This window comes from Streptomyces gardneri (assembly GCF_006539185.1).
Classification (GTDB): Bacteria; Actinomycetota; Actinomycetes; order Streptomycetales; family Streptomycetaceae; genus Streptomyces; species Streptomyces gardneri.
The window spans coordinates 147,669-162,602 of sequence record NZ_BJMN01000025.1 but is presented as its reverse complement, the minus strand read 5'-3'; the positions used below and the strand labels follow the sequence as shown (position 1 = coordinate 162,602).

Annotated in this window: 10 protein-coding genes; 4 read left to right on the top strand and 6 right to left on the bottom strand. The window is 71.7% G+C overall.

The window, feature by feature from the left end:
* Positions 1–80: 80 nt before the first annotated feature.
* Positions 81–1,274: a trans-sulfuration enzyme family protein gene (locus SGA01_RS19835; protein WP_141297783.1), complete on the bottom strand. Its 1,194-nt coding sequence runs from the start codon at positions 1,272–1,274 to the stop codon at positions 81–83.
* Positions 1,275–1,363: 89 nt separating this feature from the next.
* Positions 1,364–2,800 carry an MFS transporter gene (locus tag SGA01_RS19830; RefSeq protein WP_141297782.1) on the bottom strand — a complete coding sequence of 479 codons (1,437 nt, stop codon included), beginning with the start codon at positions 2,798–2,800 and terminating at the stop codon, positions 1,364–1,366.
* 177 nt (positions 2,801–2,977) lie between these two features.
* Between SGA01_RS19830 and SGA01_RS19825 the strand changes: the two genes are divergently transcribed.
* Both SGA01_RS19825 and SGA01_RS19820 read left to right on the top strand, forming a co-directional pair.
* Complete coding sequence (locus SGA01_RS19825; protein ID WP_141297781.1) at positions 2,978–3,652, top strand: HD domain-containing protein; 675 nt, start codon at positions 2,978–2,980, stop codon at positions 3,650–3,652.
* Between the two features lie 203 nt (positions 3,653–3,855).
* Positions 3,856–4,485 (top strand): hypothetical protein, encoded by a 630-nt coding sequence (locus SGA01_RS19820; protein WP_229918083.1) that lies wholly within the window; start codon positions 3,856–3,858, stop codon positions 4,483–4,485.
* A gap of 75 nt (positions 4,486–4,560) precedes the next feature.
* Here SGA01_RS19820 and SGA01_RS19815 read toward each other — a convergent pair whose 3' ends face one another.
* Positions 4,561–4,854 (bottom strand): hypothetical protein, encoded by a 294-nt coding sequence (locus tag SGA01_RS19815; RefSeq protein WP_141297779.1) that lies wholly within the window; start codon positions 4,852–4,854, stop codon positions 4,561–4,563.
* A 26-nt stretch (positions 4,855–4,880) separates the two neighbouring features.
* Positions 4,881–12,068, bottom strand: a complete 7,188-nt coding sequence (locus tag SGA01_RS19810) for a hypothetical protein (protein WP_174867385.1) — start codon at positions 12,066–12,068, stop codon at positions 4,881–4,883.
* Between the two features lie 498 nt (positions 12,069–12,566).
* Between SGA01_RS19810 and SGA01_RS19805 the strand changes: the two genes are divergently transcribed.
* Complete coding sequence (locus SGA01_RS19805; protein WP_141297802.1) at positions 12,567–13,769, top strand: Cmx/CmrA family chloramphenicol efflux MFS transporter; 1,203 nt, start codon at positions 12,567–12,569, stop codon at positions 13,767–13,769.
* Positions 13,770–13,857: 88 nt separating this feature from the next.
* Positions 13,858–14,169 (top strand): putative quinol monooxygenase, encoded by a 312-nt coding sequence (locus SGA01_RS19800; protein WP_141297778.1) that lies wholly within the window; start codon positions 13,858–13,860, stop codon positions 14,167–14,169.
* 4 nt (positions 14,170–14,173) lie between these two features.
* Here the strand turns inward: SGA01_RS19800 and SGA01_RS19795 are convergent, their stop codons facing one another.
* Positions 14,174–14,446: a DUF4031 domain-containing protein gene (locus SGA01_RS19795; protein ID WP_141297777.1), complete on the bottom strand. Its 273-nt coding sequence runs from the start codon at positions 14,444–14,446 to the stop codon at positions 14,174–14,176.
* Positions 14,447–14,471: 25 nt separating this feature from the next.
* Entirely contained in the window at positions 14,472–14,828 is a 357-nt protein-coding gene (locus tag SGA01_RS19790; protein WP_055642129.1) for a DUF8819 family protein, read from the bottom strand.
* Positions 14,829–14,934 lie beyond the last annotated feature (106 nt).

Below are 14,934 nucleotides of genomic sequence, written 5' to 3'. Positions count from 1 at the left end.
AGGAGTGGTCTTTCCCTGGCGACATCCAATCTACGAATCATTCGTTTATTTTGTCAACCCAAAAGAAGGCCGGAATCCGTTCAGGCGAGGGCCTGTTCGAGGGCTCGCTCGATGTCGGACCACAGGTCCGCGACGTCCTCGATGCCGACGGACATCCGCACCAGGCCGGGGCCGATCCCCGCGGCCTCCAGCGCGGCCCCGTCCAGCTCCCGGTGGGAGGTGGAGGCGGGATGCGTCACGAGCGTCTCCACGCCCCCGAGGGAGAGCGCGAGCTTCGCCAGCCGTACGCGCTCGACGAAGGCCCGGCCCGCCTCCCGGCCGCCGGCCAGCTCGAAGGAGAGGAGCCCGCCGCCGCCCGAGAGGACCTTGCGGGCGTTCTCGCGCGAGGGGTGGCTCGCGAGCCACGGGTAGTGCACGGCCGTGACGTCGCCGCGCACCTCGGCGCGCTCGGCGAGCGCCGCCGCGAGCGAGACGGCGTTGGCGCAGTGCTCACGCATCCGCAGCGGCAGGGTGGGTATCCCGCGCAGGGTCAGCCAGGCGGCGAACGGGTCGGCGCAGGCGCCGAGTTCGACGGTCCGCGGCCAGACGCGCCTGCGCAGCTCGTCGTCGGCGAAGACGGCGGCGCCACCGAGGACGTCGGAGTGCCCGGAGAGGTACTTGGTCGTCGAGTGGACGACCACGTCGGCGCCGAGCTCCAGGGGGCGGCACAGCACGGGCGAGGCGAGCGAGTTGTCGACGAGGCTCATCACGCCCGCCGCGCGGGCGACCGCGAGCAGCCCCGGCAGGTCGGGGACCTGGCCGGTGGGGTTGGCGATGGTCTCCAGGACGAGGAGCCGGGTGGCGGGGTGGACCGCCGCCGCCTCCAGCTCGGCCGGGTCGTCGCCGGAGATCCGGACGACCTCGATGCCGTACCGCTCGGCCAGATCGGACAGGACGGCATGGGTGCCCCCGTACAGGCAGCGCTGGGCCACGACCCGGTCGCCGGGCCGGAGGAGCGCGAGGAGCACTCCGCTGATCGCGCCCATCCCGGAGGCGAAGGCGATGGCCCCGGCGCCGCCCTCCAGGCCGGCGAGGGTCTGCTCAAGGGCCCGTACGGTCGGGTTGCCGCGGCGGCTGTAGACGTACCGGCCGTCGGGTCCCGCCATCGCGTCGGCGAGCTCGGCGGCGGAGTCGAAGGCGAAGGCGGAGGACTGCACGAGAGGCACGGAGAGCGGCCAACTCCCGGCGGGAAACGGCTCGTTGAAGACGTGCACGGCACGGGTGTTCAGTTCCACGGCTTTCCTTTCCGGGTACGGAATCCGGGTACGGAAAAGGGGCCGCCCGACGTCCGGAGACGGACATCGGGCGGCCCCTTCGGGGCGGTTCAGGCCGAGACCTTCTCGCCCTGGGGGGCGGGCGCGGCGGCCTCGGCGGCGACGGCCTTGTCGCTCTTCATGACGAGAAGGGTGATCACACCGCCGAGGGCGGCGATGACCGCGGCGCCGATGAAGGCGGACGAGAACCCGTCGGTGAGGGCGGGCAGGTTGCCGAGCTGGTCGGCGCCCTGGGACATGGCGACGGCGGTCAGCGCGGCGAGGCCGAGCGCGGAGCCCACGTTGTAGGTGGTGTTGACGATGCCGGAGGCGAGACCGGCCTGCTCCTGCGGGGCGCCGGACATCGCGGCGATCATCGCCGGGATGTAGGCGAGGGACATGCCGAGCGCGGCGACGAGCGAGGCCGGCAGGACGTCGACGAGGAAGGTGCCGGTCGGCGGGACGGCCGCGAGCCAGACCAGACCGGCCGCGAGGACGAGCAGGCCGATGCCGATGAGCGGCTTGGCCCCGACCTTCATCATGAGCCGGGCGGTGATGGCCGTCATGAAGATCATGAGGAGCACGGTCATCGGGAGGAGCGCGGCGCCGGAGGCGAAGGCGCCGTAGCCCAGGACCTGCTGGAGGTACAGGTTGAGGAAGTACCACATCGGGATCCAGGCGGCACCGAGCAGCGTCATGGCCAGGTTGGCGGAGCCGAGACGCGGGACGCGCCAGACGCTGAGCGGCATGAGCGGCTCGCCGATGCTCTTCTGGATCACGAAGAAGAGGACCAGGAGGGCGGCGGCGCCGACCAGCTGGAGGATCGTGCCGGTGGAACCCCAGCCGACCTCGGGGGCGCGGACGACGGCGAACACGGCGAGCGCGAGACCGGCGGTGACGGCGACGGCACCGAGGACGTCGACGGAGCCGCGGCGGGACTCGACGTTCGGGAGGAGCTTGGTCGCGGCGAGGGTCGCGAGGCCGATCGGGATGTAGATGATGAAGACCCACTGCCAGGCGGCCCACTCGGTGAAGACACCGCCGAGGAAGACGCCCGCGGTGCCGCCGGCGGGAGCCGCGGCGCCGTAGAGCGCCATGGCCTTGCCGAGCTCCTTCGGGTCGTGCATGAAGAGCATCATCAGGAGGGTCATCGCGGCGGGCGCGATGAGCGCGCCGCCGACGCCCTGGACGGCGCGGCCGGCGATCTCGACCCAGGCGGTCTGCGCGGCGGCGGCGAGGATCGAGCCGGCGATCATGATCGCCCAGCCGGTGACGAAGATCTTGCGGGCCCCGACGAGGTCGGAGAGGCGTCCGCCGAGGAGCAGCAGGCCCCCGAAGACGATCACGTAGGCGTTGAAGACCCACTGGAGCTCGCCCTGCGTGAAGCCGAGGTCCTTCTGCATCTCGGGGAGTGCGACCCCGATGATCGAGGTGTCCATGATGACCATGAACTGGGCGGCGGCGAGCACGACAAGTGCCCACCAGCGCCGGGGATTGACGGTTGACATTGCCCTGACCCTTCGCTCGCGTCGGCCCCCGACGCACGGCCGGGGCATACCCCTGGGGGGTACCTTCGCGGAGCACCGTAGCATACCCATGGGGGGTATGTAAGAGCGAGATGAGGGCGCACCCGGCGACACAGAGGAAGCAGACCTTCCGGCCCATGCGCCGGGCAGAATGCCCCCATGACCGCCGAGGAACACCCCGAGCTGCTCCGCCGCTGGAACACCACCCTGCTCGCCGCCCGCGCCGGGCGCGAGGGCCCGGATCCCGCCCCGTACGGCCGGAACCTGCTCGCCCGCTGGGCCGAGCCGCAGCGCCGCTACCACACGGTCGACCACCTGCGGGCGGTCCTCGACCGCATCGACGAACTGGCCGACCAGGGCGGCGAAGGCGGCGAGCTGGAGCTCGTACGGCTCGCCGCCTGGTTCCACGACGCGGTCTATCGCCCGGACCGCTCCGAGAACGAGGAACGCTCGGCCGCACTGGCCGAACGAGCCCTGGCCGAGGCGGGTCTGACGGAGCATGAGGTGCACGAGGTGGCCCGGCTCGTCCGCCTGACGATCGCCCACGACCCCGCCGCGGGCGACCTGAACGGCGAGACCCTCTGCGACGCGGACCTCGCGATCCTGGCCACCGGTCCGGATACCTATAGGGGGTATGTGGCGGCGGTCCGCGAGGAGTACGCCTTCGTCCCCGAGGGCGACTTCCGGAAGGGCCGCGCGGCCGTCCTCCGCCAGCTCCTCTCCCTCCCGCGCCTCTTCCACACGCCGTACGGGGCGGCGGTGTGGGAGGAGCGGGCACGAGACAACATGGAAAAGGAACTCAAGGAGCTGACGGACGTTTCCGGCGCGAATTGAGTTCAGCCTGATCCGACGTCAAAACGTAATGAGAGCCGACCTGTACCGCCGGTAAGATCATTTCGTTTGTTCGTCGTCAGCGAGAGATTCCAGGAAAGACCATGAAACTGCGCAGGGCCCTTCCGATTGTCGCCGTCATACCGGCCCTTCTCGCGATGTCCGCGTGCAGCGGGGAATCGAAGGAATCAGACGGCAAGAAGCCGATGGCGAGCGCGAGCGCGAAGAGCCCCGAGGAGAAGGAAGCCTCCGAGGCGAAACGCCTGGGCGCCCTGGACGGAAAGGCCCTCGAAAAGGCCGCCATCACCGGACGGACCGCGGGCTTCGACGCCAAGAAGATCGCCAAGGCGGAGGTCGAGGCCGGCCGCGGCATGGAGGCCGACAAGAAGGCCTGCCAGCCCCTCGCCAGCCTCATCGGCGGCTTCACGCACGTCCCCGCGGTGAGCACGGTCCACCGCTCGCTCCAGCCCGAGAAGGCGGCCAACGCGACCGTCGGCTCCATGTGGCTCGCCTCCCACTCGGAGAAGAACGCCGACCGGGTGATGAAGGAACTCCGCACGGCCGTCGCCGCATGCCCCAAGGGCTTCAAGACCCTCGGCCTCACGTACGGCAAGGTCGAGAACCTCCCGGCACCGAAACTCGGCGACGAGGCCGTCGGCTACCGGATCACCGGCGACATCGGCAAGCAGAAGGTGCCGATGACGTACACGGTGGTGCGCAGCGGGGGCGTGATCGCCGCGTTCTACGGGGTGAACATGCTGGACACGAAGAAGGCGGCGATCCCGGAGCCGGTGATCAAGGCCCAGCTGGAGCGGATCGCGAGCGCGAAGGGCTGACGCTCCATTCCCTCCGGGAATACGAAAAGGGGCCTCCACGGCGTCGAGCACCGTGGAGGCCCCTCCTTTTTCGGGTCAGTCACCGAGGAACTGGAGGTATCCACTGTTCCGGTAGACCCACAGCGTGCTCTCCCTCAGATGTCGGAGGACGGGCGTCCGCCGCTCCTCGGGGAGTTCGTCGAACTCCCGGAGGAGCTGCTCCGCCTGTTTCGAGTTGAAGAGCGTCTCGCCGTAGCCACTCACTCCCCAGCGGACAGCCGTCTCCGGCGCCTCGATGCAGAAGTGGAGCATGCTCTCCTCTTCGTCGTCCTCGAACCGGGACTGGATGTCCTGCGCCAGGTCGAGCACTCGGACCCCAAGACGGCCCATTTCTCGTTCCCTCCTCGCTGGTCCGACTACTTCGGGTACATGGTGATCGGGACACCGTAGACGGACACGACCACCTCGACGAGCTCCGTGTCGTCTCCGCCGGGCTTCTTCTTGCCGATCATCTTGCCGAGTCCCGGATCGAAGACGCAGACGCGGTTGTTCGCCACCGACTTCGACACCGTCCACTTGCCGGCGCACTTGACCGCCGCCATCAGGAAGATCGTCACGATGTCTCCGTCGGAGAGCACGTTGTTCCAGATGCCCTTGTCAGGCTCGACCTTGTCACCGCCCTCGAAGTGGTACCTCCTGATGTTCTTCGTGAACGACGGGCCGATCACCACCGGCTCGCACAGATCCGGCATCGACGCCCAGTCGCCCAGATCCTTTTTCCTGTCCTTCGGGTCGACGTAGTCGTCGGGGTAAAAGTCCTTCGGGTCGACGGGGTCGGGGGTGCTGTTGTAGTCGTCCGGATACCAGTTGTCGCTGGGACGGCTGTCGACGGTGCTGAACGACGACGCCAGGCCGGACGACGGAGTCCGGTAGAGAGCGGTGCTGTACGAGCCACCGCCGCCGTACGACGCCACGCCGGACGCCCCGGCCTTCGGCTTGACCAGGCAGACCGGAGAGTCCTTGACCTTCTTCAGGAAGCGCTGGTACTTCTCGATCAGCTTCTTCGCGTACTTCGCCGCGTCGAAGAACTTGTCGAGCGCCATGCCGATCCGGTACAGCGCCTTCGCCACCGCGGGGATCTTCAGGACGGGGACGAGATACCCCGCCACGTCCACGAGCGCCCAGACACAGGCCTCGAAGTCCCAGGTGGACAGGCATTCCTTGATGTTGGCGAGGCCGAACAGCTCCAGCAGGATCGCCCCGCCGTTGGCCTTGACCCACTCGACGATGTCCCCGCCGGCCAGGTCCCTGGCAGCCGTGTACTCGTCGACGCACGTCTGGCCGCACATCTGCATGAGCAGCTCTTCGACCGTCGGGGTCAGCTCCTGGCCGGTGACCAGGGATCCGTCCTCGACGTGGTCGGCACGCTGCTCCAGGAGGCGCTTGCGCTCCTCCTCCTCGGCCCGCTTGGCGGCCTCGTCGGCCTCCTTCGCGAGCGTGTGCGCGTTCGCCGCGGCGGTCTCGGCCGCGTCAGCGTCGCTCTCGGCCTGGGTGGCCGAGGAGCGGGCGGCCGCGGCGTCGTTCTCCGCCGAGGTCGCCGCCGCGCGAGCACTGGAGGCGTCCTTCTCCGCCTCGGTGGCCGCGCTGTCGGCGGCGACCGCGTCGCCCATCGCCGCGTTGGCCGCGGACGTCGCCGCGAGAGCGTCGGAACCCGCCTGGAGGGCGTATCCGTCGGCCCGCTTGGCGGCGGCCTGAGCGGCCTTGGCCGCCTTCTCCGCCTCCACCGCCGCGGTCTGGGCGCGCTGCACGGCCTTCGCCGCGCGCTCCGCGTCCTTGGCCGCCGCCGCTGCCGCCTGGGCGGCCAGCTTGTCGTCGGCCGCCGCCTGGTCGGCGAGGCGCTGGGCCTCCGCCGCGTACGCCGCCGCCTGCACGGCCTTCGCCTCGGCGGCCTTCGCCTGCTGCTCCGAGAGGGTCAGCGCGCTCTGGCCGGTGAGGACGGCGAAGCCCGCCGACGAATCGGTCTCCTGGTACGGAGAGCCGATGGCGATGGCCTCCTTGGCCGGCTTGACGGCCTGGTTCGCGGTGTCCCGCGCCGCGCCCGCCGCCTGAGCGGTGGCGTACGCGTGCCCGGCGGTCTTCGCCGCCCACTGGGCGGTCAGCAGCGCCTCGCTGTGCGCCGCTGCCGCCTCCTGCTTGGCAACGGCCGCGGCGGCCGACGCCTTACGGGACTCGGCCTCGGCGTTCCGCGCGTTCTGCGCGGCCGCCTCGGACGCGTCGATCGCCGTGGCCGCCGCGGCGTGGGCGGCAGCAGCCGAACCCATCGCCGTCGCGTACGCGGCCCAGGCGCCGTCGGCCGCCGCCTTCGACCGGTCCGCGGCACCCTTGGCCCGGGTCGCGGCGGCACGGGAGTCGACGGCGGCCGTGGTCGCCTCGTTCGCCGCCGCACGGGCGTTGGTCGCCGCGGTGGTCGCCGCGGTGGCTGCCGCGCGCGCCTCGGTTGCCAACTGCCGCGTCTCGGTGGCGGCTTCGGTTCCTTCGGCCGCGGCGGCCGCGGCTTCGAGAGCCGCGGCACGGGAGTCCGCCGCCCGCTTGGTGCGCTCCGCCTCGACGGCGCGGTCACGGGCCAGCCTGGCCTGCTCCTCCGACGCTTCCGCGTCGGCCCGCTTGAGCGCGGCCCCGTCGGCGGCAGTCGTCGCATCGGAGCGGGCGGAGGCCGCCTTGCCCTTCTCGACCTGTGCACGGGCCTCGGCCGCCTTGGCCTTGTCCCGCTCGTTCTCCGCGGTGGCCCGGTGCGCGGCCGCGTTGGCGCGCTCCAGCTCCGCCTCGGCGCGCTTGGCCTGCGCCGTGGCGGCGGCCTGCTTGGCCTCCTGCTCCTCCCGCTCGGCGGTGGCCTTGGCCTCCTGGGCGATCTTCAGGTTCGCCTCGGCCTCGGCCGCCTGCTTGTCGGCGCTGTCCGCCGCGGCCTTCGCCTGGGCGGCGGCCTCCTGGGCGGCGATGCGGCGGAACTCGGTGTTCACCGCGTGCGCCTGGGTCTGCGCCAGGGCCAGGAGCGTCTGGGACGTCGAGACCGTGGCGTTCGCCGCGTTCAGCGCCGTCTCCGTCGCCCTCGCGGCGGCCGTGGCGGCGGCGCCCGAGGCGCGCGCGACCTGGACCGACTGCTGGGCGTACATCAGACCGCGGCCGCGCGGGACGTCGGAGGCGTCCGCCAGCGTCCAGGCCTGCTGCTGGGCGGTCACCGCGCGCTGCGCGGCGGCGGTGGCCAGGGCGGCCTGGTCGTCGGCCTTGGTGACCAGCGCCTGGACCTTGCCACGGGCCTTCGCGAGGTCCGTTTTCGCCTGGTCGAACAGCGCCTGCTTCGGCTTCAGGATGTTGTTCGGATCGGCCGCGAGCTTGTCGTGCCAGTACTTCTGCCAGAGCAGGATCTGGTCCGCGAGCCACGCCTGGCCGATGGCCTCGACCATGTGGTCGGTGGCGGCCTTCGTCGCCGCGGCGGCGTCGGCCTCCGCCCGCATGATGATCGCGCGCTGCGCGTTCTGGGCGGCGTACTCCGTCTCCCACTCGGCCGAGGCCTGCGAGACGACGTCGCTCAGGGCGTTGCGCGGGTCGACCGGGTCCGCGTGGTTGCACGTGGCCCAGGCCTGCTTGAGGTTCTCGACCTCGACGCGGAACGCCGCGGTGCCCTCGGTGACCTTCTTGGCGGGGAAGCCGCCGTTGCGCAGGTAGGTCGCGATGTCGGCGGACGTGGTCCCGCCGGAGTAGTTGGTGTTCTTGACGTTGGAGTCCCGCAGCATGAACTCGGCCGCGAAGTCGTGCCAGTCGTCCTTGCCGCGGTTCTGCTCGGTGATCTGCCGGGCCTTGGCGATGGCCTCCGGTCCGGCGACGGTGTGGCCGTCCCAGCCGATGCGCTCGGACAGCTTCGGCTGCGTGGCGTGGGTGAACGCCATGAGCTCGGCGCCGAACTTCGGTGCGTGCAGCGTGATCTGCTCGCTGAACGAGCTCATCGCGTACGGCCGGTTGGCGTCCTCGAGGAGGGCCCTGCGGGCAGCGATGGCGTCCACGTACTCGTACGCGGCCGTGCGGTCCTGGGCGTTGGCCTGCCCCAGGGGCATGTAGCCGATCCAGCCGGGCTCGCCGATGACGGCCTGCAGCTGGGCGTTTCCGCCGGTCAGGCCGTCGATGGCCATGGCCTTCGTCTTCGCGCCGCCCGCGTGCAGGGCGACACCGGCGAGGCAGCGGTTGAGACGCGGGGTGGAGCGGACGTCGCTGATGACGGCCGCCAGCTCGTTGAGCCTGCGCAGCGCGTCGTCGGCCTCGTTGAAGATCGTCCGCATGCCGTCGGAGACCTTCTCGATCGCCGTGGCGAGCGCGGGGATACGGCCCACGATCACCGAGGCCGACGGAATGTCCACCAGCGCCCAGAGGCAGTCGTCGACGTCCCGCGCGGCCAGGCAGTCCTCGACCTTGGCGGCGTCGAGCTGCTCGAAGAGGATCTGCCCGCCGTTCGCGGTCGCCCACTCGGCGACGTTCACCGAGACGGCCGCGAGGCCCTTCCGGTAGTCGTCGACACAGGTCTGGCCACAGGTGTCGAGGAGGATCTTCTGCTCACGCTCACCGAGCGCCGGCCAGTTGGAGGCGCCACCCTTGATGGGCGTGGTGCCTTTCTCCAGGGCCTCCTTGTGCGCGGCCTCGTTCTTCTCGCGCTGCTCCTGCTCGACCTTCTTCGCGGCCTCCTCGGCGGCGGAGCTGTCGCCCGCCGCGTCGGACGCCTTGTCCTCGGCGTCCTTGGCGGACTCCTCGGAGCCGGCCGCCTTCTTCGCGGCCTCCAGGGCCGCCTCGGCGGACCGGTCGGCCTTCTCGTTCGCCTCGGCGGCGTGCCGCTCGGCGTCGGTCGCCTCGCGGTCGGCCTCGGCGGCGATGCCGCTCACGGCGCCGGCGGTCGTACGGGCGCCGAGGGCGTCGTTCCCGGCCTGCTCTGCGTGGCCGGCGGCGGCGTCCGAGGCTGCCTTCGCACCCTTCTGCGCGTCGGTGGCCTGTCCCGCTGCCGCCTGGGCACGGGTCACGGCCTCGACGGCACGGGCCGAATCGCTCGCCGCACGGGCGGCGGCCTCGGCGGCCAGCTTCGCGTCACCGGTGGCCTGCGCGGCGGTCTGCTGCGCGGACTCCGCCGCTGCGGCGGCGGCGGTGGCCTTCGCCTCTGCGGCTGCGGCCTGCTGCTCGGCGATCGTCTTCGACGACTGACCGGCCAGCACCGCGAACGCGGCCGCGCTGTCCTTCTCCTGGTACGGCGTACCGGCGGAGACGGCGGCGTCCGCAGCGGCGATCGTCGCGTTGGCGCTGTCACGGGCGGCCAGGGCGGCCTGACCGGCCGCGTAGGCACGGCCGACGACGACTCCGGCCGACTTCACGGCCTCGGCGGCACCGGTCCCGGCCGCGGCCGACTCCTGCTGCGCCTTCTTGGCGAGCTCGGTCGCGTTCTCCGAGGCGGTCGCCGCGTTGTCCGCGCGGATCGCGGCGTCCTGCGACGCGTCGAGCGCGGTCGCGGCGGCGACGTGCGCCGTCGAGGCCGCGCCCTGGGAGGCGTAGTACGCGGACCAGGCCGTGTCGGCGTTGGCCTTGGCGCGCTCGGCGGCGCCCTCCGCCGTGGTGGCGGCGGTCCGCGCGCTGACGGCGGCCGTGGTGGCCTGGTCGGCGGCGGCCTGGGCGGCGGTCGCGGCGCCAGTGGCCTGGGTCGCGGCCGTACGGGCGGCGGTGGCCGCTGCCCGCGTCTCGGCCGCGGCGGCGCTGCCCTCGGCGGCGGTCGCGGCGGCTTCGAGCGCGGCGGCGCGGGCCGCGGTGGCCTGCTTCGCCTGGAGTGCGGCGATCGCCTTCTCACGGGCGCCCTGCGCGGCCTTCGCCTTCTCGTCGGCGACCTTGCGCTTCGCCGTCGCGTCGGCGCTCGCCGTACCGGCAGCCGTACCCGCGTTCGTGGCGGTGGTCTGCTGCGTGGCGGCGCGCTCCTCCGCCTCCTTGGCCTTGGCGCGCTCGGCGGCGGCCTTGGTGCGGGAGGCGGTCGCGGTGGCCTGCTCCGTCTGCGCCTTGGCCCGCTCTGCGGCGGCGGTCTCGGCGGCGGTCTTGGCCTTGTCGCGCTTCTGCTCGGCGGTCGTGCGCGCGGCCTTCGCCGTGTTCGCGCTCTCCGTGGCGGCCGTGGCATTGGCCTCGGCGGTGTCCGCGGCGGCCTTCGCCTGCGCGGCGGCCTCCTCGGCGGCGACCCGGCGGAACTCGGTGTCGATCGCGCGCGACTCGGTCTGCGCCTTGGCGAGCAGCGCGGCGCTGGTGGCCGCGGTGGCGTTGGCGGAGGCGAGCGTGGTCTCGGTCGCCTTCGTCGCGGCGGCGGCAGCGGCGGCGGAGGCACGGGCCACCTGCACGGACTGCTGCGCGTACATCAGACCCCGGCCGCGCGGCACGTGGGTCGTGTCGGCGACGGCCCAGGCCTCCTGCTGCGCGGTCACGGCCGCCTGGGCGGCGGTGGCGGCCTTGGCCGACTGGGCCTTGGCCGAGGTGACGAGGGCGGCGACGTTGCCCCGGTAGCGGGCGAGGTCCGCGTCGGACCTGTCGAACGCGGCCTTGTCGGGCTCGTCGCTGAAGTAGCCGGGGTACTTGGCGATGGTGTCGCGCCAGTACTTCTGCCACTTCAGGATCTGGTCGGCGAGCCACGCCTGTCCGAGGGCCTCGATCAGGTCGTCGGTGGCCTCGCGGGCCGCCGCCGAGGAGTCGGCCTCGGCCTTGATGATCGTGGCGCGCTGACCTGCCTGACCGGCGTACTCCAGCTCCCACTCCAGCATCGCGCTCATGAGCGGCTGGTTGAGCTTGCGGGACGGGTCCCACGGGTTCTGGTAGTCGCAGGCCGCCCAGGCCTGCTTCATGTCCTCGACCTCGACGCGGTACTCGGGCGAGTCCTTCTCGGGGGCCACGGTCGGGAAGCCGCCGCGCTTGAGGTAGGCCGCGAGGTCGCTGGAGTTCCCGGCGGGGTTGGTGGGGGTGGCGAACCTGAGCAGGGAGTCCACGGCCCAGTCGTGGAGCTCGTCCTTGCCCCTGTTCTCCTCGGCGAGGGCCTTCATGCGCTCATGCGCCTCGGCGCTGGGCTTGCTCTGGTCGATCTGGCCGACGCGGTAGCCGAGGTCGATCAGCGTGGTCGTGGTGAAGTGCGTGACGTCCGCGCCGAACTTCGGCGCGTACCAGCTCAGTCCGGCGTCGGAGGACACGGACAGGTAGTAGGTTTTGTTGGCGGTGTGGAGCCCGTCGTTCCGCTCGGTGACCATGTTGCGGTAGACGTACGCCGCCTGCTTGTCGGCCTTGGCGGCCTCGACCAGCGGGCTGTCGTAGTACCAGTCGATGCCATGGGCGACGCCCTTGAGCTGCTGCTCGGTGCCGATGAGACCCTCGATGGCCTTGGCCTTCACGAGGGGACCACCGATGTGCAGCGCCTGGCCCGCGGTACAGCGATCGGCCCGCCGATCGCTGCCGACGGTGTTGCGGTACTGGGTGAGGTCGTCCGTCTCGGGTTCGGTGTCGGCGGCGGCCGGAACCGCCTGGATCATGCCCAGGAAGACGGCGGATGCCGTCACCAGGGCGGTGGTAGCGGTGGCCCTGGTCAGGGCCGACCGTATGCGACGCCGGCGTCTGCCGGGGTCTCTGAGCAAAGACATGTCCCGCCTTGCAATCTCGCGATCGTCAGGCAGCACCCACGTACGAGGGTGGACATGGGCATGACAGAACAGCGGCCGACCACCTCGGGACACACTCCTCCCGGGACAGCCGCCGGCACACTCGCCCCCCACGAACCGGCGCTACCGCTTGCCCCGTGACGATGCCACGCTCGGCACCCCCAAGTGAAGATCAAATAATCAGCACGAAAGCCCTACCGTCGGCGAAAAGCCCTCAAGTCGACCACTAATTGATCATGTTGTTACCGGCCGTAAGGAGCGGGGCACGAGGTACGCGTCTCGCATCGCAGGACATTCCCGTCAGACGGAATGACAGGTACGAAATCGGTGTTCACCCATGTCATGCCCTCCCTCTCAGCCGAAGCCGCGACCCCCGCCCCCGACCCGGCACCCACCCGGATGCCCCTGGCCGTCTACATCCTCGGCCTCTCCGTCTTCGCGCTCGGCACGAGCGAGTTCATGCTCTCGGGACTCCTCCCACCCATCGCGGAGGACATGAACGTCTCCATCCCCCGCGCCGGGCTCCTCATCTCCGCCTTCGCGATCGGCATGGTCATCGGCGCGCCGCTGCTCGCCGTCGCCACCCTCCGGCTCCCCCGCAAGACGACCCTCGTCGCGCTCATCGCCGTCTTCGGCCTCGGCCAGATAGCGGGCGCGCTCGCCCCCACCTACGCGGTCCTCTTCGCCTCGCGGATCATCAGCGCCCTCGCCTGCGCCGGATTCTGGGCGGTCGGCGCGGCCGTCGCCATCGCCATGGTCCCGGTGAACCAGCGCGCCCGGGCGATGGCGGTCATGATCGGCGGCCTGTCCATCGCCAACGTCCTCGGCGTCCCCGCCGGCGCCTTCCTCGGCGAGCACCTCGGCTGGCGCTCCGCGTTCTGGGCGGTCGCCGCCGCCTCCGCGATCGCCCTCGTCGGCGTCCTCACCCGCATCCCCCACATCCCCCTCCCCGAGGTGAGGCCGCGCCTCAAGCGGGAGCTGTCCATCTACCGCGACCGACAGGTCCTCCTCCAGGTCGTGATCGTCGCGCTCGCCGCCGGCGGCGTCTTCTGCGCCTTCTCCTACCTGGCCCCGCTCCTCACGGACGTCGCCGGCCTCGACAAGAGCTGGGTCTCCGCGGTCCTCGGCCTCTTCGGCATCGGCGCCCTGATCGGTACGGCGATCGGCGGCCGCGTCGCCGACGCCCACCTCTTCGGCGTCCTACTCACCGGCATCGCCGCCTCCACCGTCTTCCTGATCGCCCTGACCTTCCTCGCGTCCAGCCCGGTCGCCGCGATCACCCTCGCCTTCCTCCTCGGCGTCTCCGCCTTCTACACGGCCCCCGCCCTCAACGCCCGCATGTTCAACGTCGCCGGCGCCGCCCCCACCCTCGCCGGCGCCACCACCACCGCCGCCTTCAACCTCGGCAACACCGGCGGCCCCTGGCTCGGCGGCACGGTCATCGACGCCGGCCTCGGCTACGCCTCCCCGGCCTGGGCGGGCGCGGCGATGACGGCAACGGCCCTCGGCGCGACGGCCCTGGCACTGAAGATCCGTAAGTCCCCGTCCCGCGTGGTGACTTCGGGCGTTCCGCAGCAGGAGAAGGCCGTATCGTCGCGCTGACGTTCCGCACTCGTCCGTGCGCGTCCGTGCGTGTCCGTGCGCGTCCGTGCGGACGAGTGCGCATCCGTACGCATCCACTGGGGGATCCATGACCACCGGCAGCGGCACCGCCGTCACCGTCATCGCGCGGCTCAAGGCAGCGCCCGGGAAGGAAGCGGCCGTGCGGGAGCAGGCCCTCGCGCTGGTCGGGCCGACGCTCGGCGAGGCGGGATGCCTGTCGTACCGGCCCTACGAGGACCCGGTGGAGCCCGGCTCCTGGATCGTCGTCGAGGAGTGGACGGACCGGGACGCCTTCGAGGCGCACCTGAAGAGCCCGCACCTCGCGGCGGCGCTGGCCGCCGGGCCGGATCTGCTCAGCGGGCCGCCGGAGGAGACCGTCCTCGTGCGCGCCTCCCGGTAAGGCGTCACACGGTCGGCGGCCGGCTCTTCGGCCGGCGCAGGCCCGCCTCCGTGAGGCGGCGGAGAAGCTCCTTGGAGCCGACCTCGACCGCGCCGCCGGCCACCGCGTCGGCGTAGCGGTCGGAGGGGATGTCGTAGTGGTCGCGCTCGAAGGCGCGGGGCGGGGCGCCTATCGAGGCGGCGAAGGCATGCAGCTCCTCGAAGGAGACGTCGCTGACCAGGTGCGACCACATGCGGCCGTGGCCCGGCCAGGTCGGCGGGTCGATGTAGAGGCTCACGCGCGGGCTCCCTCCGGTCGGCGGCTCACGTCAGGCCGCCCACCCTCGCGACCACCACTCCCTGCTTGCCGCAGACCCAGTGCGGGTCCGGGCCCAGCTCCGGCTCCACATCGAGCGCGTGCGGGTCGCCCGAGGAGCAGACCGGGCAGAGGGGCCAGCGTCCGTACCGTTCGAGCAGGGCGTCCTGGACGTCCTGGGCGACGAGCCCCGCGACGTACGCCACGCCCTCGGGCCACTGCTCGACCCACCAGCGGCGGTGGGTCACCGATTCCTCCACCATCGACACGACCTCGGCGGCGGCCACCTCTCGGGCCACCAGGTCGGCCATCACCAGCGCGCGAGCGGTGTGCAGCGCCTGCTCCACCGGGTCGATCTCGTCCATGCACTCATTGTCACCCGGCGCCGGGTGAGGACGAAGGTCCCGTCCGTTTCCGGGACCGATCCGGGACCGAAGAGGTCTTGTCGACCCACCCGCCCGAAAGTATCTT

What these genes read in the sequence shown, in the direction of transcription:
- SGA01_RS19830 (WP_141297782.1), bottom strand. Translation starts at nt 2,800, where the DNA reads ATGTCAACCGTCAATCCCCGGCGCTGGTGGGCACTTGTCGTGCTCGCC.
- SGA01_RS19815 (WP_141297779.1), bottom strand. Translation starts at nt 4,854, where the DNA reads ATGGGCCGTCTTGGGGTCCGAGTGCTCGACCTGGCGCAGGACATCCAG.
- SGA01_RS19805 (WP_141297802.1), top strand. Translation starts at nt 12,567, where the DNA reads ATGCCCCTGGCCGTCTACATCCTCGGCCTCTCCGTCTTCGCGCTCGGC.
- SGA01_RS19825 (WP_141297781.1), top strand. Translation starts at nt 2,978, where the DNA reads ATGACCGCCGAGGAACACCCCGAGCTGCTCCGCCGCTGGAACACCACC.
- SGA01_RS19820 (WP_229918083.1), top strand. Translation starts at nt 3,856, where the DNA reads ATGGCGAGCGCGAGCGCGAAGAGCCCCGAGGAGAAGGAAGCCTCCGAG.
- SGA01_RS19800 (WP_141297778.1), top strand. Translation starts at nt 13,858, where the DNA reads ATGACCACCGGCAGCGGCACCGCCGTCACCGTCATCGCGCGGCTCAAG.
- SGA01_RS19790 (WP_055642129.1), bottom strand. Translation starts at nt 14,828, where the DNA reads ATGGACGAGATCGACCCGGTGGAGCAGGCGCTGCACACCGCTCGCGCG.